This is a genomic window from Roseovarius sp. MBR-6 (assembly GCF_040547525.1).
Lineage (GTDB): Bacteria > Pseudomonadota > Alphaproteobacteria > Rhodobacterales > Rhodobacteraceae > Roseovarius.
In genome coordinates this window covers 1-25,684 of record NZ_JBEPPW010000009.1, presented here as the reverse complement: position 1 = coordinate 25,684, position 25,684 = coordinate 1, and the positions used below count along the sequence as shown (strand labels likewise).

Here is a 25,684-nt window from a genome sequence, read left to right as displayed (position 1 = left end):
AAGGCCACTCGCAACCCCGGAGGCCCCATGCCGCAACCCCGCGCCTGGCAAAAGATGCTCTCGGGCCGCAGGCTCGACCTGCTCGACCCGACGCCCGTCGATATCGAGATCGAGGATATCGCCCACGGTCTCAGCTTCGTTGCGCGCTGGAACGGGCAGACGCAGGGCGATTTTCCTTATTCCGTGGCCGAACATTCGCTGCTGGTGGAGCGGCTCTTTGACCGGCTCAGCCCCGGCATCTCGGCGAAATGGCGTCTGGCCGCGCTGTTGCATGACGGGCCGGAATACGTGATCGGCGACATGATTTCGCCGGTGAAGAACGCCGTCGGGCCGGGCTATGACGAGCTTGACAAGCGGTTGGCGGCGGCAATCCATATCCGGTTCGGCCTGCCCGCCGCGCTGCCCGCGCTGATCAAGAAGCAGATCAAGCGCGCCGACAAGATCAGCGCCTGGATGGAGGCCACGGAAATCGCGGGCTTCTCGGTGGCCGAAGCCGACCGCTTCTTCGGCAAGCCGGAGCCTTCGGTGATAACGGGCCTCTCCCTCACCCTGCGCCCGCCGGTCGGGACGCGCGCGGCCTATCTTGCGCGGTTCGGGGATCTCATGGCGGAGATGGGTTAGACCCACCCCCCCCGCGACATGAGCCCCAGCCCCTCAAGCTGACGCCAGCCGGTGAGGCGCGTGGAGCGCGCGCACCACAGGTCCGGGTCGGCGGCGAGCGCGTCGTAATAGCCCTCGTAAAGCGCGCTGTTGGCGAAATGCTCCTGCCGGTGCTTTTCCTCGGTCGCGCGGTCCACCACCGTGTTTAGGAATTTCGAGTGCAACAGCACGCCCGAGGTGAGTTCCCCCCCGTCATCGGCATAGACATGGTTAAGGTGGCGCGGCAGGGCCGAATGGGTGGAGCTGACATAGGCATAGCGCCAGTGCCATTTGACCAGCGGCACCTTGCCCATGGTGGGCGCGCGGCGGGGATCGGCGGCAAAGAACATGCGCGCGCGCGGGCCGCCCTGAATCCAGAGGTTCTGCAAATCCGGCTTGCGGCGCATGGAATAATTCCCGGCATCGAACCAGTTGAGCGTCTCGAACGGATCGCTGCCCGCGCGATAGGGATGCGCCGAAAGCGGGCCGCGCGGATACAGATCCAGCATCAGCGCGCCCATGGAGACACGCCCCTGCGCCTCGAGCCAGCCGCAGAGCGCGGGCAGGGGGCGGGTGTCGTGATAGGGGTAGACCAGGCATTCATCGGCATCGAGCGTCAGGCACCAGTGCCCGTGACCGTGCCGCATCATCAGCCATGTCAGCCAGTCCATGCCAAAGCGCGCGCGCTTGTAGCTGTGCGACGTGCGCCAGAGCGAGACATCCGCTTGCGAGGCGAGCAGGGCGCGGGTGCCGTCGCTGCTGTCGTTGTCCACCATCAGAAAATGGCCCACGCCCAGACGGCGGTGGTGGTCGAGGAAATGCGGCAGGCGCAGTGCCTCGTTGCGCACCGTGGCAAAGCACAGGATTTCGCCGCGCGCGATCTGTCCGGTGCGATTGTCGACAGCCGTCAATTGCCGCCGCTTCGCCACCGCCCGCGCCAAAAGACGCCGCCGCCGCCAGCGCAGCCGATAGGCCATGCCCAAGTCGTTCAACAGCCCCATGCCGTTCCTGCCGGTCTCGATGCTCCGGCGGGCAGCGTCGGGGCTATTTGTCGTAATGTCCAGCCTCGTGCCAGCGCCACGCGTCCTCGATCATCTCGTGCAGGGTCGAGCGCTCGGGCGTCCAGCCAAGCTCTGCTCCCGCCCGCGTCGAGCCGGAAACGAGCCGCGTGCAATCACCCGGACGGCGCGCGCCCTCGATCACCGGCACGGTCGCGCCGGTCACTGCCTCGGCGGCCTCGATCACCGCGCGCACGGAAAACCCGTGCCCCGTGCCAAGGTTGAACACCCGGCTGCCGCGCCCCGCCTCCAGCCAGCGCAACCCGAGAACATGCGCCTCGACCAGGTCGATCACATGCACGTAATCGCGGATGCAGGTGCCATCGGGTGTGTCGTAATCGGTGCCGAAGATCGTGAGCGCGTCGCGCCGTCCGGCGATTGCGTCCAGCACAAGCGGCACAAGATGCGTCTCTGGCTGGTGGAACTCGCCCACCTCGGCCTCGGGGTCGGCACCCGCCACGTTGAAGTAGCGGAAGATCACGTGGCGCAGCCCATGCGCCGCCTCGAAATCGCGCAGCATGTCCTCGATGGCGCGTTTGGAGGCCCCGTAGGCGTTGATCGGGTGTTGCGCGCAACCCTCGTCAAGCAGCACGTTGTCCTGATCGCCGTAAGTGGCGCAGGTGGAGGAAAACACGATATCAAGGCATCCCGCCGCCACCGCCGCCTCGATCAGGCAGAGCGATCCGGCCACGTTGTTGTGCCAGTAAAGGCCCGGCGCGCGCATGCTCTCTCCCACCTGGCTCAGGGCGGCGAAATGCATCACCGCCTGCGGCTGGTAGGCGGCAAAGACCTGATCGAGCCGCGCACGGTCAGTCAGGCAACCCTCCTCGAAGGGCCCGAATTTCACGGCGTCACGCCAACCGGTGCAGAGATTGTCATAGGTGACGGGGGTATAGCCTGCCTGCGCCAACGCCTTGCAGGCGTGGCTGCCGATATAGCCCGCGCCGCCGGTGACCAGAATATTGCTCAAACCCGCCCCCGCGCCGCGCCTTATTGCGCGGCCTTGTCCGCATGGACCATGTCGGTGATGTAGTTCCACAGGTCGTCACGCAGATCGTCGCGTGCCAGCGCGAAGGCGACCGTCGCCTGAAGAAAACCCGCCTTGGAGCCGCAGTCGAACCGTTGCCCCTGAAAGCGGTAGCCGTAGACCTCTTCGCCGTCCTCGCGCGCGGCGTCGATGGCGTCGGTCAACTGGATCTCTCCGCCCGCGCCGGTCTGTTTCTTGTTGAGCTTCTGCAACACGGTGGGCGTCAGGATGTAGCGCCCGATCACGGCAAGGTTCGACGGTGCCGTGCCCGGCTCGGGCTTTTCCACCATCCCCTTGGTCGACACGAGACTGCCCATGTCATCCTTGACGTCGAGGATACCGTAGGATTTGGTCATCGCGTCGGGCACTTCCATGGCCGCGACCATGTTGCCGCCGGTCTCGTCATAGGCTTCGACCATTTGTTGCAGGCATGGCTTTTCGGCGGCGATCACGTCATCGGGCAGGATCACGGCGAAGGGCTCGTTGCCGATGAAGCGCCGCGCGCACCAGACCGCGTGACCGAGACCGAGCGGCTTGTGCTGGCGCATGTAGGCAATCTCGCCCGAGTCCATGTTGGTGGATTTCAGGATCTCCAGAAGCTCGTCCTTGCCCTTGCGACGCAATTCCTGCTCAAGCTGCGGGGCATTGTCGAAATAATCCTCAAGCGCGCTTTTGCCGCGCGAGGTGATGAAGATGAATTCCTTGATCCCCGCTGCGCGCGCCTCGTCAATCGCGTATTGGACGAGCGGGCGGTCCACCAGTGTCATGATTTCCTTGGGAACCGATTTGGTTGCGGGCAGGAATCGTGTGCCAAGGCCCGCTACCGGAAAAATCGCCTTTGTTACCCGTCTGCGCATCATCTGCTCCCACGACCTCTTTTTTCACACAACATACATAACAGAGAAACGTTTTGCACTGTGTTAAGGGGAAAGTTTGAATTTATTGTGTTGATGTGGTGCATAAGCGAGAAAAACCGCGCGGAACGCATGTCCGCGTCGGTATCGGGCGTCAGTCCAGACCCATCTCGCGCATCATCGCCTCAAGGCGCGGCACGTCCTCGGGGTTGTTGAGTTCCCAGAACTGTCGCCCGCGCGCCTCGACCTCGACGCAGAGCACAGAGCGCCCGTTCTCGAGGAATCGCAACTGTTCCAGCCCCTCCAGCCCCTCCAGAGGCCCCGGTGTCCAGCCCGGATAGCCCGCAAGCGCGTCAGGGCGGTAGGCATAGACGCCGACATGGTGAAAGACCGGGGTGGGGGCTGCATCATCGTAGTGCGTGCCCGTATATGGGATCACTTCCTTGGAGAAATAGAGCGCATGGTGCCGCCGGTCGAAGACGGCGGTGGTGCCGCCGACGCGGCCCCCGGCGCGATCTTGCAGAAAACCGTTGAGCGCGCGCCCGTCGCAGCGCAGCACCGGCGTTGCCACCTCGGCGGCGTGGTCGGCGCGCAGACCAGCCACGAGTTCCTCGATGAACCACGGCGGGGTAAGCGGCGCGTCACCCTGAAGATTGACGACGATCTCATACCCGCTGCCAAGGGCCGCATGGGCCTCGGCGCACCGCTCGGTGCCGTTGGCGCAGGCATGGGACGTCATCACCACTTCGGCGCCGAACGCCTCTGCCGCGTCGCGGATGCGCGCGTCGTCGGTGGCGACCACCACCCGGTCAACCCCCCGGACGGCCATCGCCGCGCGCCACGAGCGTTCGATCAGCGTACGTGCCTCTCCGCCCGCGCCGGTGAGTGGCACCAGCGGCTTGCCCGGATATCGGGTCGAGGCGTAGCGCGCGGGAATGGCGATGAGAACGGGCATGGGGTTCAGCCTTGCTTGAGGTCGACGCCCGGCGCGCAGGCGATGAAAAACGGGTTCTCGAACCCCGGCTTGCCATAGCCGAGCGGCGTCAGGTCATCGAAACGCAGCACGCGCCCGCCCGCGCCCAAGAGAACGGCGTGGCCCGCGGCGGTATCCCATTCCATCGTGCGGCCAAGGCGCGGATAAAGGTCGGCCTCGCCGGTTGCCACGAGGCAGAACTTGAGCGAGGAGCCCGCGCTCGTCATGTCGCGGACGGCATATTTGCCGATATAGTCGTCCGTCGCCTGATCACGGTGCGATTTGGAGGCCACCACCATCAGCGCGCCATTGTCGGGCGAAGAGACCGCGATGGGGTGCGTCTTGCCCGGCGTCTCGGGGTCGAACGGCCCGGTTTCCTCGACCGCGCCACCACCCGCAAGGGTGTAGAACATCCGGCCCTTGGCTGGCGCATAGACGATACCACGGGTGGGCTGTCCGTCCTCGACATAGGCGATATTGACGGTAAAATCGCCGCGCCGGTTGATGAATTCCTTGGTCCCGTCCAGCGGATCGACGATCAGGAAAGTGCTCACACTCTGCCCGTGCGAGGCGGCCTGTTCCTCGGTCACCAGCGCCACGTCGGGAAATTCCGCCCGCAGACCGGCGGAAATCAGCGCATCGGCGGCCTCGTCGGCCTCGGTCACGGGGCTTGCGTCTGATTTCACCTTCACGTCGAAATCGTCCGCGTCATAGATTTCCATGATGCGCGCGCCCGCCTCCAGCGCCAGCCGCCGCATCACCGTGACAAGTCGTTCATACTCCAAATCGCCATTCCTTTGCCTGTTTGCCGCCATCTTGCGGTGCTATTGCGTGAGTCATTCGCGCGTCGTTATGATACGGGTGTGCGACAACGGCAAGAAACCATTGGACGCAGGCCCGGAGGCGAAAGGCGAGACACGATGTTCAGGACGGCACGCCCGAAATCATCCCTCCAGTCCGCTTTTACCATTCTGGAACTGATCTATCACGACACCGTCTACAGCATCCGAAAGACCCACAACAACGCTTTCATGGCACTGTTCTTGAACATCATGACCGTGATCATCATGGTGCTGTCCTTCTACCTGCTCTTCACCGTGCTCGGCCTCAAGGGGGCGAAAATGCGCGGCGATTTCCTGCTGTTCATGATGTCGGGGATCTTTATCTATCTCACCCATATCAAGGCGGTCGGGGCCGTGTCGGGGGCCGCCGGGCCAGCCTCACCGATGATGCAGCACGCGCCGATGAATACCGCGATCTCGATCGCGTCGGCGGCGCTCGGCTCGCTCTACATCCAGGTGCTGTCGCTCATTATCGTGCTTTTCGTCTATCATACCGTTTTCGTTCCGATAACGATCTACCAGCCGATCTATGCCTTTGGCATGGTGATGATGGCGTGGTTCACAGGCTGCGCGGTGGGCCTTGTGCTGCTGGCGCTGCGCCCGTGGTTCCCGGGCTTCGTCAGTCTGTTCCAGATGATCTACCAGCGCGCCAACATGATTGCGTCGGGCAAGATGTTCGTCGTCAACACGCTGCCACCGTTCATGTACAACATGTTTTCCTGGAATCCGCTCTTTCACAACATCGACCAGGCGCGTGGCTTTGTCTTTATCAATTACTTTCCACACAAGACCTCGCTCATGTATCCGATCTACATCGGCCTCGTTCTGGTGATGCTCGGGTTGATCGGCGAGTTCTACACGCGCCGTCATGCGTCGCTCTCCTGGGACGCCCGCCGCTGAGGGACGATGCGCGGGGGCTTTGCCCAGGCGCCGATGATCACCTATTATATGCCCAAGCCGGGTTGACAACCCGGTCCGCAACATGTCGGTGCGCGGAAAAGGTGGGCTTTTGACCGAATGAGACAGTTTATTTCCCGATTTCTGACACGACGCGCGCCAATCGGGCCCGTGGAGGAGCCGCCCCCTGTCCTGCCCGATCAGCCCTTTGTGGCGATCGGCGACGTGCACGGGCGCGCCGATCTTCTCCATGCGCTCGACCCGCTGATCGAAGCGCAGGCCAACGGATTGCCGGTGGTGTTTCTGGGCGATTACGTGGACCGGGGCGACCACAGCCGCGAGGTGGTCAAGATGCTCATGTCCGCGACGGCGCATGATCCGCTGCGGATCACCTGCCTGATGGGCAATCACGAGCGCATGATGCTCGACGTTCTGGACGAGCCCGAAACCCATACCGCGCGCTGGCTGCGCAATGGTGGTTTGCAGACGCTCGCAAGCTTTGGCGTGCCGTCGCCACAAGGCCGCCTGAATGACATCGACGCGGTTTTCGACATGCGCGCGGCGCTGATCGAGGCCATGGGACCCGCGATGATCGACTGGCTGCGCGCGCGCCCGCTGACATGGCAGAGCGGTAATGTCTGGGCCGTTCATGCCGGGGCCGACCCCGCAGAGCCGATGGCGGCACAGGCCGAGGACGTGCTCCTCTGGGGCCATCCCGCATTTCGCAAGGAACCGCGCACGGACGGGCAATGGGTGATCCATGGCCACACGATCGTTGACGCGCCGCAGGTCTCGGGCGGGCGTATTGCCATCGACACGGGGGCCTATGCCACCGCGCGCCTTACCGCAGCGATCGTTCGGGATGGCGATGTGACCTTCCTTCAGACCTGAGGCCCGGATTTCAAACGCGTTGAGAGAATTCATCATGATGCAGGGTCACGCTGCCTCTGCCTCTGATCGTGACCGACGGAGCCGGACATTCACCGGCTCACGTCTTCGACAGCTCGGCCAGCGTCATCTCCTCGCGGGTCGCCTCAAGCGCGACCTTCGCCTCGGATACCAGGCTGCAAGCTCTCAGCAACTATCCGCGCCTTGACCTCATCAGGCCACCGCCGCTTGCCCCGCCGCCGCGGCTCAACAATCTCGCAACGCCCAATGACCCCCTCACCACCATCCGCCATGCCAAATCTCCATCTGCTCACGCAGACCTTCTCGCAGGCGCGTCGCGCGTCAGGAACACATCACATCAATGCGGCTTAGCCGTCGCATAAGGAAAATCAACTTATCCCGGCTGTTCAGATTTCCGGAACCACCTCTGCTCGAAGCGGCGCAGTGCGTCAGGCCATCAAGGACGTTGTTCGATATGAGGATACCTGGGCATCACTGGGTTATGCCTGATTGTGCCTTGGTCGCCAATCGTTTAAACGTCGATTTGACGGCCCCTTAGCTCAGCTGGATAGAGCATCCGCCTTCTAAGCGGAATGTCGCACGTTCGAGTCGTGCAGGGGTCGCCATCTACGATGGCGGTTGGTTTTGTTCGACATCCAAAGACCGACTTTTCGACAGAAGTTGGTTTTTTAGGATCATGGGACTGCAGTAAACGCTTTAGGGATTTTTTCAGTATTTCTTCTTTTTCAGCATTTCAAAGTGTCTCTTTGGCGTTGCCGTGCATTTCCAGCCATGTCACCTGTGATCAGGCGATTGTCTTGCCTGCGCCCCATAGCCATAGACGGGATCAAGCCGCTCGGCCACCAGAGCGTCGATGGCGGCGATCTGGGCATCGTCGAAATAGTCGCGGTACCCGCCCACCTTGGCGCGGCGCACCTTGTAGCTGTCGGGATTGTCCTGATCACCCGGGGCCATGCGCCCGCCCGAGAGGCGGAACGACTGGTCGGTCTCTTTCTTCTTCATGTTCTCGTAAGAGGCAAAATCCACGGCGTCCTGCACCGCTACGGCATCCGCCGGAATATCCAGAAACCGGGCCACCCGCGTCATCGCCTCATGCGGATCGGCGCGCATGTCTTCGTAGCGCACCAGTTCCAGTGCGCGGACCTTCGCCATTTCCTGCGCCCAGAGGTTCATGAAGGCGATGACCTTGGGCAGCCCGCCCCCCTCGTGCATGACGAAATCGAAAATGGGGCTCTCGTCGCCATCGGGCAGGTAGTCGTTGAGCGCCTTCTTGCCCGGCCGCATCCGGTAGCGCCACTGAAAGAACTGCGACACCGCCACATCGCGCGGATCACGCATCAGAAGCAGCACTTTCTTGTCGTAGAAATCGGCCTTGGTGTCGGTATTGCCGGTATAGTCGCCGATGTAGTTGTCATGGGTATAGAACACGCGCGGGATGCGGGCGTCCATGTTGTGGAAATTGTCGAACCCGATGAGGATATCCTCGGGCAAGTCATAAACCTGCTGATAGAGCCGCGACATCATCACCCGCAGCCAGGTCCGCCCGCTCTTGCCGTAAGAGACAACGGCCGCATCGGCGCGTTTGAGCCGCGTGAAATGCTGGTATCCGCGCAACCGGCGTTCGGCGCGCAGCCGATCCTCCTCGGAGGCACCCGCAAGCGTCAGCCGCAGATCAAGCAGGCGGCGCGCGGCCTTGCGCCAGATGACCTTGCTGGCCTCGGGCAGGGTGGCGCGCAGAAGGCGGAGGGTGTCGCTCATTTTCTCTGTAGTTTCCCTTTCAGGTCTCGCGCCACGTGGTTGTGGGAATGATCATAGGGGTCGATCATCTCATATCCGAGAAGTTCGAAGTCACGCGCATAGATCCGGTTCACCTTTTCTGTTCGCTCGGCCACGCTGGTCACGTCCTTGGATGAAATCATCTGGACGCTTTTGTTGTGCTGTTCCTCCACGTCAAACCGGAGATTGTAATGCGTCTCTAGGTGACGCGCGAACTCGTCCATCTCTTCCAGCTTGAAGGTCTTGTCCACAAGAAGTTTGCCGTCAGCGCCCATGAGCCAATCGGTCATCGGATTCGCGACTGACAGGTTGGCTACGTTGTAGAGGCCGATAGGCGGGCGCAGGTGGATACGATCCAGAAAGTGATCGAAACACTGCCCGTCCACAAGATCGCGCTGTCTGAGGTAATTGTAAAGCGATGCGACTCGCGAATAGGGATTGCGCGCAAACGCGAACTTGAAAGCACGACCATGAAACTCTCTGCTGACGATGCCAGCCTCAAGGAGTGAGAGGTAGTGCAGATGCCCGAAGGTGACGGCACCACGGTTTGCAAAAGCCATCGCCTGTTTCGCGGTCTTGAGCTTTTGCATACCAACCCTTTCAGCGAGAAAGGCGAACACGCTGGTTCCTGCCGTCTTTGGCACCCAGATAAAGACCATATCCGGGCTATCAGACGCGTTCCCGATAAGCGGGTCCCTCGAAAAACGACGTGATATTGCGCTTGCAATACGCGCGGTTCTGCCACCCCATCCATGCTTTCTCGGATGATTTTTGATCATCGTTTCACCATTGCCGCTACGGAATGTTCGACCTTTCGACGTTCTTGGCCGAGTAAGCATAAGCTCTTGATGCGGACACCCCCTCTATTCACCGCGTTTTTCCGGTTCAAGTGTCAAATTTTGCTGCTCTTGTGAGAGGTCCAGCACTTTGGCAATCATCGGCCCAAACAAGCGTTCGCCACAAGGGCTGAAATGGTCCACGTCCCAGAACGTGAGACAGCCCTCCTGCACGAGAGCGTCCTCATCGAAGGCCAGCGCATCGACCAGTGAAATATAGCGATAGGCCGATTGGCTGGCCGCCTGCGCCTTGAGCATCGCATCCAGTGCCGCGAAATGCGCCAGCGACGTCGGATTGAAGCGCAGGCGGTCGGGGTGATAGTTTTCCGGGTTGCTCAGATCGACCCGCCCCTCGGCGAAGGGACCGAGCCAGACCACGTCAACCGCGGCGGGAAACCGCGCGAGATAGGCGGCGGTCCTGTCGATATTGTTCTCGGCGATGCGCAGTGGCGCGCCCGGCACGAAGGCCGCATCGCTGTCGCCCTCGCCACGATGGTCGAGCATGTAATGCGAGCCGGAGACGTGAAAGATCAGATGCGAAATGCTGTCCGGACGCTCTTCGACAAAGGCCACCGCCGCATCGTAGGAACATTTCTCCTTGGGCTGGTAGGGACGGCAGCCGCCCCGCGAGAGTGACACGAAGAACGGCGGCAATTCGGTGGAGCGCAGCGCTCTGTAGATGTTCGCGGCATGGGAATCGCCCAGCAGGAACACGGCCTGCCCATGGGTGCGGGCGCAGTCCTCGAAGCGGGTCACGAACGTCTCGCTGAAGATTTCATCGCGGAACCGGCAGCCCTCATCCGGCACGCGGGCGCGCGTCGTGTCGGGGTTGTAGCGCTCGAAACTGGCGCGGGTTTCTGCGTCAAGCCGGTGCTCGAGATAAAAGGCGAGAAACCCATCGGTTTTCTGCCCCGCCAGTCCCAGCCCGCCGAGCAGCACCATCGACAAGGCCGCCGTTCCGAAAAGGCGACCGGCAGGGACCCCCTGCATCCGGCGGATCGGGCGTTCCACATAGCGCCAGCTCAGGCAGGCAAGCGCGAAGGCAATCGCGCAGACCCCCAGCATGAGCGCCACGTCGTCGCGCCCGGTGCCGATCCGGGTGAAGGCCAGCAGGGGCACGTGCCACAGATAGAGCGAATAGCTCACCAGCCCGACAAAGACCATCGGGCGCAAGGAGAGCAGCCGTCCGGCAAGGCATTGCGGCGTGGCGCATAGGATCACCAGCACCGCGCCCAGAACGGGCGGCAGAGCGGCAAGGCCCGGAAAGCGCGTCTCGCCATCATAGGCAATGACCGCGAAAAGGATGAGCGCGAGCCCCAAAAGCGCGCCATGACGCAGCCGTCCGCCCGCCCGCAGCGCGTGCCCGCGCGGCGATGCAAGCCAATAGGCGGCGAGCGCCCCGGCCATCAACTCCCAAAACCGGGTTTGCAGCATGAAGAAGGCACGATCTGCCTTGCCCTGCGTGATGTCCCAATGCGCTAGCCCGAGGCTCAGCACCGCCAACCCCGCGAAAAGCGCCACCTGCCGTCGCGCGCCCATCCGCCATGTCAGCAGCACAAGCGCGGGAAAGACGAGATAGAACTGTTCCTCGACCGCAAGACTCCAGGTGTGCAGGAGCGGCTTGACCTCGGCGGCGGTGGCGAAATAGCCGCTGATATCGTAGAAGAACGCATTGGCCAGAAACACCGTGGCCGCGGTGACGCTGCCTGCGAATTCGGCCATGGCAAAGGGTCCCATCACCGCAAAGGCAATCGGGTAAGAGGCCGCCATCATCACGAAAAGCGCCGGAAATATCCGCCGGATGCGGCGCGCGTAGAAATTCGTCAGCGAAAAGCGCCCCGCGCGCCGCTCCGCAAGGATGATCGAGGTGATGAGATAGCCCGAGATGACAAAGAACACGTCCACCCCGACAAAGCCGCCGGACACCCACGACAGCCCCGCGTGATAGAGCACCACCGGCAGGATCGCCACGGCGCGCAGCCCGTCGATCTCGGGCCGGTAGGAGAGGGCGTGGTCACTCATCTGTGCGGATCGCGGCGGCTTCAGGCCATGCGCTCCACGGTCTGATATTCCTTGCGGCGGTTCTTGGCGAAACCGAATTTCTTGCGCCGCCCGGTCTTGGTGGAGGTGACAAGCCGGTAGGAGATATCGGTATGGCGCATGGCCACGGCGTGAAACACGCCGGCCCACCACTCGGGGTCGCGGAGGGTGCAATGCACGTTCTCGCCATTGGGCAGGAATTTCACCGCCGGGTAGCAGGCGACATTGGCATAGACGAACCTGGTGGCATAGGAAAACATCTCGTCCACGATCCAGGGCACGTCGGGCGCGGTGATGTGTTCAAGCACATCGGTGCAGATCACCCCGTCATACCGGCCCTCGGGCAGCGCGCTGAACGGCGCGTGGCCGGGATCGTAGCAGCGGATTTCCTTGGTGCCCCAATAGTCCTCGATGCTGGGCACCGTTTCGCCACTGCGCAGCTTGATGTCGCGGCGCAGATAGCCGCCGCCCTTGCCCGCGCCGTAATCGAGGATGGTCCGGGCACCGGTGCGCGCAATCATTTCCTTGATGCCCGGGGCGTGCTGAATGAGCATCTTGCCGGCAAAGGTCTCGTCGCCTGACTTCTTCGACGAGACCTCGCCCTCTTCATGCAGGCGCTCATACATGGCGACCATGTCGCGGTATTCGGGGCTTGGATTGTCGCGGCCATAGCTGCTCATGAGTGGTGTCCTTGGCGCATTCTGAACTCTCTGCGCCGCGCATAGCCGGTCTTGGCGCGGGATTCGACCGGAAATTTGTCGCGGGGCACACCAAGCCCGGCAAGTTCCCGCGATATGGGCGCGCAATGCGGGTGCGCGAAACACGCACCGCCGCGCGATCCCTCGCGCGGCGGTGCGGCGTCGTGTGGACGGTCTTACTCGGAGAAGGTCGCCAGATAGGCGGCCACGTCCTCTGCGCCCTTGCGCAGCTTGAAGGTCATTTTCGAGCGGCTGCCGAGGAATTCGCTCGGGTCGGTCGTGTAGGCCGCAAGGCTCTCTTCGGTCCAGACCTCGCCCGCGTCATGCTTGGCAATAAGCCCGTCGGAATACTTGAACCCCTCGACGCCGCCCATGGTGCGGCCGATCACGCCATAAAGGTTAGGCCCGGTCTTGCCGCCCTTCACGATCACCTCGGTGGGCGATTCGATCATGTGGCAGGCCTTGCACTGGTTGAAGGTCTTCTCGCCCGCAGCGGCGTCGCCCTCGGCCATGGCCGGCAGGGCAAGGGCCATGATGGCGGCGGAAGTCATGACAAAGGTTTTCATAGCGTTTTCTCCATATTGGTTCGTGTCAGAAGTCGGGTGAGACCTTGTCGCCAAACTAACCCGCCACGCCGGTCTTGCAAGGGCCAAGCGTCGCCGGGCGGCGGATTGCCTCAGCCGAACGCGCCCGCAAAGCTGCGCCGCAGCGCCGCGTCGAGGTCATCCATGGCGACGGGCAGGCCCAGATCGACAAGGCTTGTCACCCCGTGCTCGGCAATGCCGCAGGGCACGATGCCGGTGAAATGCTCCAGATCCGGTTCCACGTTGATCGAAATCCCGTGAAAGCTGATCCATTTGCGCAACCGGATGCCGATGGCCGCGATCTTGTCCTCTTGCCGCGCGCCCGTCGCCGTCAGCGGCCTGTCGTCGCGCGCGACCCAGACGCCCACCCGGCCGGGGCGGATCTCGCCACGGATGTTGAACTCGGCCAGGGTGGCGATCACCCATTGCTCCAACTGGCGCACGAAGCAGCGCACGTCGCGGCCCCGGCGGCCCACGTCGAGCATCACGTAGACCACACGCTGTCCGGGTCCGTGATAGGTATATTGCCCGCCGCGCCGCGCCTCATGGACCGGAAAGCGGTCAGGCATCAGCAGATCGGCGGGGTTCGCCGAGGTGCCCGCCGTATAGAGCGGCGGGTGTTCGAGCAGCCAGATTGCCTCGGGGGCCGTGCCCCGGGCGATTCGCTCGACCCGCGCCTCCATCGCCGCAACCGCCTCTGGCCAGGGCGTAAGGTCGGCGGAATGGTGCCATTCCACGCCGTTTTGATCGGTTTCGAAGGGGTTTTGCAGCATTTGTCTCGACTCGTCGGGCAGATGGGGAAAAACTCATGCTATTATAGAGACGGTAGAACGTTACCTGATTAGGGGAGATGTGAGATGTTTACAAAGCGGTTTGTCATGGCGGCGCTGATGACGAGTGTCGCGGCGCTGCCCGCCTCCCAGGCGGTTGCCGATTTCAAGGATGGCCTCGTCGGCGGCTTGGTGGGCGGTGCCGTGAGCGGCATCATCGTCAATGAAAGCGCCAAGGCGCGTGAGCGCAAGCGCACCACCACCACCACGCAACGGGCCTATCGCGCGCCGACGGTATCGAGCCAGCAGGTCCGCGAAGAGCAGACCGCGCTCAACTATTTCGGCTTTCCGGCGGGCACGCCCGACGGCGTGAGCGGACGCAACACCCGCAATGCGGTGTCGACCTATCAGGCGCATATGAACTATCCCGTGACCGGCTATCTTGCCGATTACGAACGGCAGTTCCTGATCTCGTCCTATTATCGGGCGCAATCGGGCGGCATGGCCACATCGCAGCTTATCGCGCAGCGCGGGCAGGGCACGCGCGGCCTGCTGCATGCCTATCGTGACGAGGCGGCCGGCGCACCGCCGGTCTATGCGGCGGCACCCGTGCCCGTGCCGCAGCCGCAATTGCAGTCGCCGGTGATGGCGGCGATCCCGCAGGCGGCGCAGGTGCCGCAACCCGACGTGCAGCCGGTGGCACAACAGGGTGCCGGATTGGGTGCCTTGCCCAATCTGATGGCTTCGGGCGGGGAAGGGCCGTCGCTTGCGTCGCATTGCAACCAGGTGAGCCTCGTCACCAACTCGAACGGCGGGTTCGTCACTGCCGCCTCGATGCAGGACCCGCGTTTCGCGCTGAACGAGCAGTTCTGCCTCGCGCGGACCTATGCCATCGCCGAGGGCGAGACCATGGCCGCAGCACTCAAGGGGATCACGCCCGAGCAGCTTGAGGAGCAGTGCCGGGCCTTTGGACCTGCCATGCGCGATCACGTCGCCGCGCTCTCGCTCAAGGATCGGGGCGAGGTCATCGACGGGGTGCGTGGCTTCGTGCTCTCGACCGGGCAATCGCCCGCGCAGCTTGCCGGCACCGCCAAGATCTGCCTCTCGGTGGGGTACCGGATCGACAACATGACTGTGGCGCTCGGCTCGGGGCTGTTGCTGACCGCGCTCGGTGAGGAGGCTTATGGCGAATTGATGGGCCACCACCTCAACGAGGGGTTCGGCACCACCAAGCGCTCCGATCTGGCACAGGTCTGGTATCGTGCGGCTGTCGACGCGGTGGAGAACGGTGCAAAGCCGGTTTTTGCGCCGGGCGATTCCGGGCGCAACGATCTTCTGCGGCGCGCGGCCTTCGGCGGTGCGGCAGCGCAGGGCGGCATGGTGCAGCCCGCCGCGGCCCTGCCGACCTTCAAGCTGGATTGAGGGCGCGCCGAGGCGCATGAAAAAACCCGAAGGGGCATGCGATTTGCCCCTTCACAAGCCCCGAACCATTGCTTATACGGCGCGACACCTACCTGATCACGTGCGGTCGTGGCGGAATTGGTAGACGCGCAGCGTTGAGGTCGCTGTGGGGTAACACCCGTGGAAGTTCGAGTCTTCTCGACCGCACCATCTCGCTTTTTTGGTTACAAATTCCCGCTAACACCTTGAAGGGAAAGGCGGTTTTTATAGTTCGATAACCGTTTTCCCGCGAGTATCGCAGGGGCTCTGGAAAGGCCAGTCTAAGCACTGTTTGCTTCATGGTCAGGCTTCCATTTTCGTAAATATTCCAAGGCCTTGCCAGAAATTCGAGCGATAGTTCAATAAACTCTTCAAACCTCCCCTTTGGCGGCACGATGCGGCTGGCGCGGTCGGCCAGTCGAATCTTCTCTCGTTCCAACTTTGCGATGCGCTTCTCATAGGCCGTCACGACGGTAGGGCTCGACGCATCGACGATGCGATCAAGCAGACCCTCAATCTGTGCCTCAGCGTCCTTGCATTGCTTCTCCAGCGCCCTCTTGGTGCTTTCAGCTTCCGTCAGGCGCATGTTCCAGGCGTCCTTGAACATGGCTCTCGCCAGATCGAAGAGCTCACGGCTCGGCTGTAGGTTTCTCAAAATCTCGGCGAACCCATCCTCGATCTTGGCGCGCGCGATGGACTTACGCTTCGACGGGCAGCCGCGCGTGTCGCAGAGGTAATAGGGATAGTGACGACGGCAGCCCTTGGACCATGCAGCCGTCATCGGTTTACCACAGTCATCACACACGACGAACCCGCGCAGCGGAAAGTCGGCGTTGATGTCCTTGCGGGCCGCTGGTCGTGCGCCCTCCTTGAGGTTTTCTTGTATCTTCTCGAACGTATCCCAACTGATAAGTGGCTCATGATGCCCCTTGCGCAGTCCCACGTCCCACTTGGGGACCTCGATATAGCCCGCGTAAGTCGAGCGGGTGAGCATCTTGGTGACTTTCCAGGCGCGAATTTCGCCGTTGGGCAAATCCTTCGGAAACTCGGGCTTTGCTTCCAGAAAGCGCTTTACCTCGGCCTGCGAACGAAACCGCTCGTTCGCGAACCCTTCCAGCGCTTCCTGAACGATGGAGGCAAGCGGCTCGTCCCGCACTAGCAGCTTGCCGTGTGTACGATCCGAGGCGTATCGATATCCAACAGGCGCGTGAAAAACCCAATAACCGTTCTCGACGCGGGCTTTCATCTTCTGGATCACCTGCCGCCGGTTTTGCTCGCGCTCAAGCTCGCCTTGAGCGGCAAAGATCGTCTCGACGAATTTGCCTTCCGGCGTGTCGTCGAGCTTGAAGTTCAGGCATTCAATTTGTGCGCCGCGCGTCTGAAATTCACGCCGCAGCTTGATGTGAAACTCCGTATCCCGCGCGAAGCGCTTGAGGTCATCGAAGATGACCACGTAATTCTTGTCCGGCTGCGCATCCAGAAAACTCAGCAGCGCGACCATGCCAGGCCGCTTGATGAAATCGCCGCCGCCAGACGCATCGTCGGGGAACACGGCCTCGACATCATAGCCCTGCGCCGCCGCATACTGGCGGCAACGATGCTCCTGACTGTCGAGACCGCCACCTTCGGTTTTCTGCCGCGTGCTGGACACGCGGCAGTAGATGACAGCGCGCATATCCGTTTTATCTTTGTTTTTGCTTGTCATCATACCTCCGGCGTGCCCGGCGGATCGGGCTTCTCAAGGGGTTTAGCAGTATCATTATCCTCCGATAATACCGCATCAGCGGCCTGAGCGGGAGGCCGAGCGTCAGTCTCGTAGACTTTTCCACAGGCTTCTTGCAGCGGATGGACGCCATAGCCCAGCTCGACAAAGGTGACGACGATGCTCCACATCGCCCGCAGGAACGCGTCTTTCTGCTCCGGCGTCAGCTCAGCGCCGTCCAGATAGGCCTGGTATCTGTCGATATCGATGCTGAGCGTCGGACGCGCAGCCGTTGAATATGTTTCGATAAGTTTTTTGGTGTTATCGGCACCATTGTAGTGTTTCATCGGTCTCTCCGATCTGTTCAACACGCTACACCAATGCCTCTCCTTATATTTTACCGCACTGGGCGGCATTTTTGCAAAAAGAGGCGGTTCGTTTATTCGCTCTCATCTCTTTATGAGCGCGGGCTGACCCGTTTCGATCCGTTTCAGCCCGCCTCGCTCTTCATGCTGCACTTTTCTCCCTCTCATCTGCACAATGGCCGGTTTGGGCGAGCGCCTGTTCAAGCCGCAGCTTGATCAGCGTCGGCCTTGTCTGGTCGCCATACACGCTGGCCACACGGATCAGCCCGTCTTCATGCTGGAGCATCACGTCATATCCCGTCCGGTGATTGGGCAGGATCAGCACCTGTTCGACCGCAGATCGCGCCACGCTTTTCGAGCGAAAAGCGCTGTGCCGGACGACCAGGCTCTCATCGTCCATGATGATGGTGACGTGCTCGCGATTGGTCAGCCAGGTATAGAGATCGAGCAGCCCGAAATTCAGGAACAGGAAAACCCCGCCCAGCCAGTAGAAGGCGAACAGCCAGCCACGCAGGTTTTCGAGCGGCACATCCTCGGTTTCGGGACGGGCGACCGCCGTAAGCGCCTCAATAGCGTTTGACAGTGCCATTATGGCAATGGCCGCATTCTCCAGCAGGACATTCGTATCCGGCGCGAAACGGGTTTCGGGCTGATACTCCCAGATCAACGTCCCCACCGCAGCAACCGTGCCAAGGAGCCAGAAGGCCGCCGCCTGTTCGCGCCCGCTCCGTGGCAGGCGATGCGCGGCCTTGATCCTCATGCTGTTGCCGCGCCTGGTCATGCGGGGCTCGCCATTGATCCAGTGTCTTTTGAGCTCAAGAATATTCATTGTCCTTTCCTCTTCTTGTTATCCGTTTCAGCCCGTGACTTTCACGATCAGCGCGGACCAGTTGACCGGCAGCATGGTCACGAGCGGGCAATTCCATTGCGGGCCGAGATACTCGCGCATGCCCTGCACCCCGACATACCGGCACTCGAAACAGCGCGTGGCCTGGGTGCCGACCCCGTTGCAGCGATAGGTCACGAGCACATGCGGCGTCCCGAAGGTCACGGTGACAGTGGCCAGCGCCGCCGCGATCCAGGTGAGGGCGCGCGGCTTCATCAGCCAGCGCGCGGCACCAACGATGCGCGCGCCCATGCTGCGCCGCCCTCCAAGGGCTTGCATCCGCTGGCCGAAATGCCGTTTGCGCCTGCGCGGACGCGGGGCCTTCCGGCTCACGACTTCAACCTTGATCCGGCTCATGACTGTCTCCTTGTCTTGGCGTAGCGCAGGCGGAAAACGGGCCTGCCTCTGCGCGGGTGATCGCCTTCCATCGGGTTCGGATCGGCTTGTTCGCGCCACGGCGCGACATCCCAGTAGCGCACCTTCTCGGCCAGGACCGGCGGGGCCGCCTTGGTGAGCAGGAGCTGGCTGTCATCCGGCAGCGCCATGATTTCCTGCGGCAGCATCAGAGGCACACCGCGTTCCGAGGTACTGACGCCGACCTCGTGATCGGGGCGCTGGCCCAGATTATAGTTGCGCGTCATGATCGAGCATTCGCCCAGCAGCCGCGACAGGCGCTGCGCAAGGTCCATGTCCTGCACCGCGAAGAACTGTTTTACTTCGGACTGGCTCAGGATGATGTTGGCCGTATCGCGCCCGTAAACCTGCGCCAGATGCGAAAGGTCCTGCACGATGACCCAGACCCGCACGCCATAGCCGGGCAGCAGCGTCAGCGCTTCAGAGAAGCCCGCGATCCGGCCCATATTGGCGAACTCGTCGAGCAGAAACAGCACCTGCCGGTTACTGCGCTGCGCCGCGACCGCGTTGATCGCGTGCCGCGCCACAAGCGCCAGCCACTTGCCGTAGTCCCCGATCCGCTCCGCCGGGATCATCAGATAGACGGTCGTATCGTCAGACTTGAGGTCTTCGAACCTGACATCGGAACCGGACACGGCATCGGCCAGCGGCCCGCCAGGCCGGAAGACCTGAAGGGCGTTCGACGCGCCGTTGCGAAAATCATCGAATTGCCGCCCGCCTTCCAGGAACTGGTGAAGAAGCTCTTTGCCATAGGCGGCGACAACGCCGTCGAGCGCACTGGATTCCGCCATGTCGCGCAGCGTCAGCTCCAGCAGGTCGCTGTCCTTGATGATCCGCCACAGCTCCGGCAGTGTGCAGCGTTCCGGCCTGCCGCGCGTTGCAAGATGGAGCTGCGGCCCTTCGAGCATGTTGCGCGTGCCGTCACGGAAATGGCGGTTCTTCTCGTCGCCGTCCGGTTCCGGCTCCAGCATGAAGGCGTTGGCCCGCACCGCATCGCCCAGCTCATGATGACGGCGCGGATCGGTCGCCATGTCGAGCAGGGGCTGAAGCGGGTTATACCGGTCGCACGGCAGGCCGTTCAGCTTCCACGGATTGAGGAAGACAACCTTTTGCCCGAATGTCTGCTCACGGTGACGCGCGGTGATAGCCGCGAGCTCGCCCTTGGGATCGGTGACAAACACCGAGCCGGGATAGTGCAGCAAATTCGGGACGACGACGCTCGCGCCTTTGCCCTGCCGCGCGGGCGCGACCGTCAGCAGATGCGCCTTGCCGCCCGCAAAGAGCGGCACGCCATCCAGAGCGCCGAGGAACAGGCCGTTCGGATCGGTCAGGCCGTGATCCGCACAATCGCGCAGATCGGCAAAGGCGGCTTCGCCGAAGATGCCAGTCGGCGTTTCGGCCTTCCGGCGCTCGATCCACAGGAACAGGAGCCGGAACAGATCGAAGATGCCATGCGCGATGCTCCCGAGACCCGCCAGAAACAGGAGCCCCAATGCAATGGCCGCCACCGGATCATTGAGCGCGTCCAGCGGGAACAGCAGGCGCGATATAACACCGGCGATCAGGACACCGGCCAACATCCGGCCAAGCGGGTTCGGTGGCCGCTGCGCATGCATGGCATTTCCTCTCTAATCATGTTGCTTGCGATGGTGAGGGGCGGGGCGGCTTGTGCCGCCCGCACCCCGTTGCTCAGGAAGGCTTACTTGTTCTGCTTGCCTTTGTTCACGGCGGCGTCGATGCGCTCTTTCTCCTGATGGGTCATGCCATGCGTGTTGACAGTGCCACCGTTCTTGCCGATTTCCTGGGCCTTCTGAGTGCTGATGGTCATCGCTTTCTCCCTTCGTGGTTTGCGAATGACCCCCAAATATGGCGCATCAGCTTGCACAGATAGAAAGGTTAAAAAATTACTTGCGCGCACAGATTTCGTATATGAGCGTATATATGCGAACAAATGCGAAGAGCGCGTCTTCGCCGCCATGGGAGGGACAAAAGCCATGCCGTGGGAAGGAACGCGGGCGCAGGACGAGCAGCTCTGGCAAGCGCTCGATGAAGCGCTCAATCAGCAGGGCTGGCCCGCCCAGCGGCTCGCCGCCGCGATCAACAGCGACCGGCAGGCGCTGGACGTCATCAAAAGCTGGGGTGACAGAAGAAAGAGTGTCATTGATGACGGCACGCTTACCCGCTGGCATACCGAAGGCGTTGCCAAGGTTGCGGGGGCACGCGCGCATAAAAAGCAGGCCATTTATGAGTTTTTCGAGCGGACCGCCAGTCCGCGCACCGCGCTTTACCGGCCAGCCGACGGGCTGCCCGCAGGATTGGCGTCATTTGCTGCGCAATACAGCGAACGGATCAGAGAACCGTTTGCGGAAGACCTTTCAAGTCTGGACGGCGTTTACCGGATGTTTCGTCCCGCGTGGACAATCCCGAAGCTTGCCAATGAGCGGATACTGATCTCGCGGTTTCAGATCGAAACTTCGGGCGGTTTTACGCGGTTTCGGGAGCGCCAACTCTATCATGATCCCGATTCCCCGAATATCTTTATCGATCAGACCGACGACGGTGGCGTTATGTCGATGAGCGGGAATTTCGTGTTTTTCGGCATCGGGCGTGACGGTCACGGCTGCAAACTATTTACGAGCTGGGACTATTACCCATTGCCCAAAAGAGGCGTGCAGGTGCAGCGCCTCGTGGGAAGCATGATGGCGATAAACGGCAATGGTCCCCATCTCAGTTATCCGTTTGTCGCCACCCGCACATCTGACTCTTGGGACGACATCGACACGGGCGTTTTCCGTCCGCCGCATGAAGACCTGACCATCGATATTCTGGATGATCTGAATTACCGCACGTAGAACATCACCGCACACGCCCCGTTGCGCGTGACGTCCATCGCGTTGCTGCCCGTTGGCTCGGCAGGCGGCGTGTCGGCGTGGTAATCGAGCCGCGCGAGTTGCCCGTTATCGAGAACATGGAAGCCGACATAGTTTGCCGCTTCCTGTCCGCACTGAAGGAAATCGTCGCCTTGCCGCGCCGTGATACGAAAGACGCTGCCGCCCGCGCGCACAGCTTCGAGTTCTGCCTCCGGCCCCGCCGCGAAGCGCAGCCGCTCAGGCGCAACCGTCATCGCGCCCAGCCATTCCGCCGGACGGCTGAACGGTTGCCAGACGCCACCAAAATCGCCGCCTGCGCTCACCGTGCCTGGCACCGCCATAAGGCCAGCGAGCAGGGCAAAACGTGCCAGCGTCTTTGACCAAATCTTCATGGCGGAACCTCCTCAGCCGCAACCATCGCGATCCTGTTCTGATCCTATCAAAAAGCACACAGAAAAGCAGCCGACCCCGCGCAGCCAGAGAGGCGGCAGACAACAGCAAGGCGGCACGGTCCGTTTGCGTATGGCCCACCTTGCCGTTTTGTAGTACAAGTGGCTGAACGTACTACATTTTGCCGCTAAGACCGACCGCAAGATGTGTGTTGTACTACAACACATCTTGGCAAGGGGGCCGCTGCGCGCCCCCGTTGCATCCCCCAGCCCGTGGCTCTTTCAGGGCATTGAGCCCGTTCCAGAGCCAGCAGACCGTATCGCCGGTCAACCACTCGCAGGGCTTGGAGACGTCCCTCTCCACCTGCACCGAACCATGGATCAAAGGGCGTATCGCCGCCCCTTGAAACCCACTCGCAAGGGAGCCTTCGGGGCTCCCCTGCACCCCATCGACTTGGCGGGCGTTCCTGCCCCCAAGACCCCTGACCACTTCATGGAGACGACTTCACCGAGACCATGGAAGGGAGCTTTCGCGCTACCCTTGCCCTGGACCCATCCCAGCGAGCAGGAGCGTGTCACGCCCCTTGCATCCCCGACCAATCGTCCGCCGTTTGGATGCCGCCAGCGCGTCGGCGCTGGACCCGATCAGAGGTTCGCTGGCATCCATGCACACAGCCCATCAGCCTGATGCGCTGTCACAGCACGGGCACCGGACACCGCTCCGTTGAGCTCTTGCCTTGTGGATAACTTGAGGTTGTGCCGAATTCTGGATGCAGGCACAGGACATGGCTGCTATCGTCGGCAAAAAGTACAACGGGGGCGATAGTTGAAGATGGCAAGCACGGACATTCAGAATCTCGGATCATTCGTATGGTCCATCGCCGAAATTCTGCGTGGCGACTTCAAGCAATCCGAATACGGCAAGGTTATCCTGCCGTTCGTCGTGCTACGCCGTCTAGACTGCATTCTCGAAGCCAGCAAGGACGCCGTTCTAGAAGCTGAGAAGTCGTTACCCGACGGTGTGGACGAGCCAACTCGTGATATGATCCTTTTTGGTGCGGTCGGGAATAATGTAAAGGTGTACAACCTGTCCGCATTCACGTTTTCCAAACTCAAGGGCCAAGACCCCGGTCAGCTCCACCAGAACCTGGTCGATTACATCACCAAATTCTCGCCCAACGTACGCGACATCTTCCTCGACAAGTTTCTTTTCACGGATCAACTCAAGCGCCTAAAGGACGGGGGCATCCTCTGGAACGTCTTTGAGCGTTTTTCCGAAATCGATCTGCACCCCGACACGATCAGCAACATCGAGATGGGTTATCTCTTTGAGGAGCTGATCCGACGCTTCTCTGAAATCTCGAACGAAACCGCCGGTGAACACTTCACCCCGCGTGAAGTCATTCGCCTGATCGTTGATCTGCTCATCGCCAACGATGATAGCAAGCTCACAGGGCGCGGCATCATCCGACAAGTCTACGACCCAGCTTGCGGGACAGGCGGTATGCTCGCGCTGACCGAAGAAGCGCTGAAGGACTTCAACGACGCGATCCGCGTCGAGCTTTTCGGCCAGGAGCTCAACGGCGAGTCCTTCGGCATCTGTAAATCGGACATGCTCGTGACAGGCCACGACCCTGAGCAGATCGCCTTCGGCAACACGCTCACACAAGACGCCCATGCGGACAAGCGCTTCCACTACATGCTCTCCAATCCGCCTTACGGCGTGGACTGGAAGAAATACCAAGACCCGATCAAATCTGAGGCCGAGAACCTCGGGATGGACGGGCGCTTCGGGGCAGGGACGCCCCGTATCTCTGACGGCCAGCTCCTCTTCCTTCAGCACATGATCTCCAAGATGCGCGACGACGAGATCGGCTCGCGCATCGGTATCGTCATGAACGGCTCACCCCTCTTCACCGGCGGGGCGGGCTCTGGCGAAAGTGAAATCCGCCGTTGGATGCTCGAAAACGATTGGGTCGAGGCCATCGTCGCCTTGCCCACCGACCTGTTCTACAACACCGGCATCCAGACCTATGTCTGGCTTCTGACCAACCGCAAACCCGCCAATCGGCAGGGCAAGGTGCAGCTCATCGACGCGAGCGGCGAACGCTTCTGGAAATCCATGCGCAAGTCCCTCGGCAGCAAGCGCCGCGAAATCACAGACGAAGCGCGCACCGAGATCGTGCGCATCTACGCGGGCTTCCTGAACGGCGAGAGCGGGGAGGGCGACGTCTCCCGCATCTTCGATACGACCGACTTCGGCTATCGTGAAATCCGCGTCGAGCGTCCATTGAAGCTGAATTTTCAGGTCAACGCCGAGCGGCTCGCCCGGCTGGCAGACCAGAAGCCATATGCAAGGCAGGATGAAACTGATCGGGCTACCATCGAGGCTGCGCTTCAGACCATAGGCGACCAGCTTTTCACCAACCGCAACACCTTCGAGAAAGCGCTCTCCAAGGCGTTGAAGACCACGGGGCTGAAGATCGGCGCACCGATCAAGAAGGCGATACTCGCTGCGTTGTCCGAGCGGGATGACGAGGCCGACATCTGCATAGGCACGGACGGCAAGCCAGAGGCCGACACCGATCTGCGCGACCATGAGCTTGTGCCCTTGTCTGAGGACTGGCGCGACTACATGAAGCGGGAGGTACTGCCCTTCGTGCCTGACGCCTGGGTCGATGAAAGCCACAGGGACGCCCGTGACAAGCAGGTTGGGCGCGTCGGTTATGAGATCAACTTCAACCGCTACTTCTACCAGTATGTGCCCCCTCGTCCGCTCGAAGAGATTGATGCCGAGCTGAAGGCACTCGAAGCCGAGATCGCAGGGCTTCTGAAGGAGGTGGCGGCGTGACGGCAATCCGACTTCGACATATGGTGAAGATTGGACCCCGCCCAACTTTTCCTCGCGATCTAGGGGCAGAAGCCGAGGTCACATTCGCGCCAATGGATGCGCTTTCGGATGGTCTTGGCGGCTTGGACACATCACTCACCCGCCCGCTCAATGAGGTGGCGGCGGGAAGCTACAACTTCTTCGCAAATGGCGATCTACTTGTTGCGAAGGTTACACCCTGTTTCGAAAACGGAAAGAAGGCTTATGCCCGAGAACTCGCAAATGGAGTCGGCTTCGCCACATCCGAAGTTCACGTTGTTAGACCGGATAAACGTCGCGTCCATCCGCAGTATCTTTTTTACATTCTGAGTTCTGAGGATTTTAGGGCCGCTGGCATGGCCAGTATGACCGGTGCTGGCGGTTTGCGGCGAGTTTCCGAGGCCGCCGTGCTGGACTATCGACCGAGCATTACTTGCCTCAACACACAAAAAACCATCGTGGATTTTCTCGACCGCGAGACCTCCCGCATCGACCAACTGATCGAGAAGAAGAACGCTTTTGCTAAAAGATTGTGGGAGCGTGAGGATGGACACACGCGAAACCTTCTGTCTGGAAAAATGTCAGAAACGCATAGTCGTATGACTACCTCAGCGCCATGGCTGGATTCCGTTCCAGCACATTGGCGAGTTTTTCCGCTCCGCCGACTGGTACGCATCTCCACAGGTGGACGAGATACCCAAGATCGAAAGGATGATGGTGCGTATCCGTTTTTTGTTCGATCCATGAATATCTGTCACATCCCGGAAGGTAGTATGGCTTCTTCCTGAACAACTGCGGCTTGAGTTTGTGCCAGTCCTTCATCGCCTGCAAGGGCGACCTGCTGCC

The 25,684-nt window shown here is 61.5% G+C and carries 24 protein-coding genes, 2 tRNA genes and 1 pseudogene; 9 read left to right on the top strand and 18 right to left on the bottom strand.

Annotated features, from left to right (window positions below; translation table 11 throughout):
• The first annotated feature begins 27 nt into the window (after window positions 1-27).
• Window positions 28-621 (top strand): HD domain-containing protein, encoded by a 594-nt coding sequence (locus tag ABIE57_RS12375; RefSeq protein ID WP_354539334.1) that lies wholly within the window; start codon window positions 28-30, stop codon window positions 619-621.
• Here ABIE57_RS12375 and ABIE57_RS12370 read toward each other — a convergent pair.
• The 5 genes from ABIE57_RS12370 to cysQ all read right to left on the bottom strand — a co-directional run bounded on the left by ABIE57_RS12370 (window position 618) and on the right by cysQ (window position 5,336).
• Window positions 618-1,640: a glycosyltransferase family 2 protein gene (locus ABIE57_RS12370; RefSeq protein WP_354539333.1), complete on the bottom strand. Its 1,023-nt coding sequence runs from the start codon at window positions 1,638-1,640 to the stop codon at window positions 618-620. The genes ABIE57_RS12375 and ABIE57_RS12370 overlap by 4 nt on opposite strands.
• A gap of 43 nt (window positions 1,641-1,683) precedes the next feature.
• Window positions 1,684-2,667, bottom strand: coding sequence for a UDP-glucose 4-epimerase GalE (galE, locus tag ABIE57_RS12365; RefSeq protein WP_354539332.1), 984 nt, complete (start codon window positions 2,665-2,667; stop codon window positions 1,684-1,686).
• Between the two features lie 20 nt (window positions 2,668-2,687).
• Window positions 2,688-3,581 carry a UTP--glucose-1-phosphate uridylyltransferase GalU gene (gene galU, locus ABIE57_RS12360; protein ID WP_354539331.1) on the bottom strand — a complete coding sequence of 298 codons (894 nt, stop codon included), beginning with the start codon at window positions 3,579-3,581 and terminating at the stop codon, window positions 2,688-2,690.
• Between the two features lie 151 nt (window positions 3,582-3,732).
• On the bottom strand, window positions 3,733-4,533 hold the full coding sequence (locus ABIE57_RS12355) for a 3-deoxy-manno-octulosonate cytidylyltransferase (RefSeq protein WP_354539330.1): 801 nt from the start codon (window positions 4,531-4,533) through the stop codon (window positions 3,733-3,735).
• A 5-nt stretch (window positions 4,534-4,538) separates the two neighbouring features.
• Complete coding sequence (cysQ, locus tag ABIE57_RS12350; RefSeq protein WP_354539329.1) at window positions 4,539-5,336, bottom strand: 3'(2'),5'-bisphosphate nucleotidase CysQ; 798 nt, start codon at window positions 5,334-5,336, stop codon at window positions 4,539-4,541.
• A gap of 135 nt (window positions 5,337-5,471) precedes the next feature.
• Between cysQ and ABIE57_RS12345 the strand changes: the two genes are divergently transcribed.
• From ABIE57_RS12345 to ABIE57_RS12335, 3 genes are all read left to right on the top strand, one after another.
• Entirely contained in the window at window positions 5,472-6,293 is an 822-nt protein-coding gene (locus ABIE57_RS12345; protein ID WP_354539328.1) for an ABC transporter permease, read from the top strand.
• 168 nt (window positions 6,294-6,461) lie between these two features.
• Window positions 6,462-7,181 (top strand): metallophosphoesterase family protein, encoded by a 720-nt coding sequence (locus ABIE57_RS12340; RefSeq protein WP_354539327.1) that lies wholly within the window; start codon window positions 6,462-6,464, stop codon window positions 7,179-7,181.
• Window positions 7,182-7,727: 546 nt separating this feature from the next.
• Window positions 7,728-7,804: transfer RNA gene (locus tag ABIE57_RS12335), tRNA-Arg, on the top strand.
• A gap of 169 nt (window positions 7,805-7,973) precedes the next feature.
• Here the strand turns inward: ABIE57_RS12335 and ABIE57_RS12330 are convergent.
• From ABIE57_RS12330 to lipB, 6 genes are all read right to left on the bottom strand, one after another.
• On the bottom strand, window positions 7,974-8,957 hold the full coding sequence (locus tag ABIE57_RS12330) for a sulfotransferase domain-containing protein (protein ID WP_354539326.1): 984 nt from the start codon (window positions 8,955-8,957) through the stop codon (window positions 7,974-7,976).
• Complete coding sequence (locus tag ABIE57_RS12325; protein WP_354539428.1) at window positions 8,954-9,634, bottom strand: sulfotransferase family 2 domain-containing protein; 681 nt, start codon at window positions 9,632-9,634, stop codon at window positions 8,954-8,956. Before ABIE57_RS12325 ends, ABIE57_RS12330 begins: the two co-directional genes overlap by 4 nt.
• 204 nt (window positions 9,635-9,838) lie before the next feature.
• Window positions 9,839-11,833 carry an acyltransferase family protein gene (locus ABIE57_RS12320; protein WP_354539325.1) on the bottom strand — a complete coding sequence of 665 codons (1,995 nt, stop codon included), beginning with the start codon at window positions 11,831-11,833 and terminating at the stop codon, window positions 9,839-9,841.
• A 20-nt stretch (window positions 11,834-11,853) separates the two neighbouring features.
• Window positions 11,854-12,531 (bottom strand): class I SAM-dependent methyltransferase, encoded by a 678-nt coding sequence (locus ABIE57_RS12315; RefSeq protein ID WP_354539324.1) that lies wholly within the window; start codon window positions 12,529-12,531, stop codon window positions 11,854-11,856.
• 194 nt (window positions 12,532-12,725) lie between these two features.
• Window positions 12,726-13,115 (bottom strand): c-type cytochrome, encoded by a 390-nt coding sequence (locus tag ABIE57_RS12310; RefSeq protein ID WP_354539323.1) that lies wholly within the window; start codon window positions 13,113-13,115, stop codon window positions 12,726-12,728.
• 110 nt (window positions 13,116-13,225) lie between these two features.
• Complete coding sequence (gene lipB, locus ABIE57_RS12305; protein WP_354539322.1) at window positions 13,226-13,906, bottom strand: lipoyl(octanoyl) transferase LipB; 681 nt, start codon at window positions 13,904-13,906, stop codon at window positions 13,226-13,228.
• Between the two features lie 105 nt (window positions 13,907-14,011).
• Here lipB and ABIE57_RS12300 point away from each other — a divergent pair, with 105 nt between their 5' ends.
• Together ABIE57_RS12300 and ABIE57_RS12295 are read left to right on the top strand one after the other, a co-directional pair.
• Entirely contained in the window at window positions 14,012-15,325 is a 1,314-nt protein-coding gene (locus tag ABIE57_RS12300; RefSeq protein WP_354539321.1) for a peptidoglycan-binding domain-containing protein, read from the top strand.
• A gap of 102 nt (window positions 15,326-15,427) precedes the next feature.
• Window positions 15,428-15,514 (top strand) — tRNA-Leu (locus tag ABIE57_RS12295).
• A 547-nt stretch (window positions 15,515-16,061) separates the two neighbouring features.
• Here the strand turns inward: ABIE57_RS12295 and ABIE57_RS12290 are convergent.
• From ABIE57_RS12290 to ABIE57_RS12265, 6 genes and pseudogenes are all read right to left on the bottom strand, one after another.
• Window positions 16,062-17,018: pseudogene (locus tag ABIE57_RS12290) on the bottom strand (recombinase family protein); the annotation flags it as partial.
• Between the two features lie 29 nt (window positions 17,019-17,047).
• Complete coding sequence (locus ABIE57_RS12285; RefSeq protein WP_354539320.1) at window positions 17,048-17,392, bottom strand: hypothetical protein; 345 nt, start codon at window positions 17,390-17,392, stop codon at window positions 17,048-17,050.
• A gap of 160 nt (window positions 17,393-17,552) precedes the next feature.
• A complete protein-coding gene (locus ABIE57_RS12280; protein WP_354539319.1) occupies window positions 17,553-18,170 on the bottom strand; it encodes a hypothetical protein in 618 nt (205 codons plus the stop codon).
• 96 nt (window positions 18,171-18,266) lie between these two features.
• Window positions 18,267-18,653 (bottom strand): hypothetical protein, encoded by a 387-nt coding sequence (locus ABIE57_RS12275; protein ID WP_354539318.1) that lies wholly within the window; start codon window positions 18,651-18,653, stop codon window positions 18,267-18,269.
• The gene (locus tag ABIE57_RS12270) at window positions 18,650-20,326 is read right to left on the bottom strand and encodes a type IV secretory system conjugative DNA transfer family protein (RefSeq protein WP_354539317.1); all 1,677 of its coding nucleotides are present in this window, start codon (window positions 20,324-20,326) and stop codon (window positions 18,650-18,652) included. The genes ABIE57_RS12275 and ABIE57_RS12270 overlap by 4 nt, the downstream gene beginning before the upstream one ends.
• An 83-nt stretch (window positions 20,327-20,409) precedes the next feature.
• Complete coding sequence (locus tag ABIE57_RS12265) at window positions 20,410-20,538, bottom strand: hypothetical protein (RefSeq protein ID WP_354539316.1); 129 nt, start codon at window positions 20,536-20,538, stop codon at window positions 20,410-20,412.
• Here ABIE57_RS12265 and ABIE57_RS12260 point away from each other — a divergent pair.
• Window positions 20,531-21,562 (top strand): hypothetical protein, encoded by a 1,032-nt coding sequence (locus ABIE57_RS12260; protein WP_354539315.1) that lies wholly within the window; start codon window positions 20,531-20,533, stop codon window positions 21,560-21,562. The two genes, ABIE57_RS12265 and ABIE57_RS12260, sit on opposite strands and share 8 nt — an antisense overlap.
• Here the strand turns inward: ABIE57_RS12260 and ABIE57_RS12255 are convergent.
• Window positions 21,550-21,972 carry a hypothetical protein gene (locus ABIE57_RS12255; RefSeq protein ID WP_354539314.1) on the bottom strand — a complete coding sequence of 141 codons (423 nt, stop codon included), beginning with the start codon at window positions 21,970-21,972 and terminating at the stop codon, window positions 21,550-21,552. The two genes, ABIE57_RS12260 and ABIE57_RS12255, sit on opposite strands and share 13 nt — an antisense overlap.
• A gap of 829 nt (window positions 21,973-22,801) precedes the next feature.
• On the opposite strand from ABIE57_RS12255, the gene ABIE57_RS12250 reads away from it, so the two are divergent.
• Both ABIE57_RS12250 and ABIE57_RS12245 read left to right on the top strand, forming a co-directional pair.
• Window positions 22,802-24,820, top strand: a complete 2,019-nt coding sequence (locus ABIE57_RS12250) for a type I restriction-modification system subunit M (protein ID WP_354539313.1) — start codon at window positions 22,802-22,804, stop codon at window positions 24,818-24,820.
• Between the two features lie 92 nt (window positions 24,821-24,912).
• A complete protein-coding gene (locus ABIE57_RS12245) occupies window positions 24,913-25,626 on the top strand; it encodes a restriction endonuclease subunit S (RefSeq protein ID WP_354539429.1) in 714 nt (237 codons plus the stop codon).
• The last annotated feature ends 58 nt before the right edge of the window (window positions 25,627-25,684 follow it).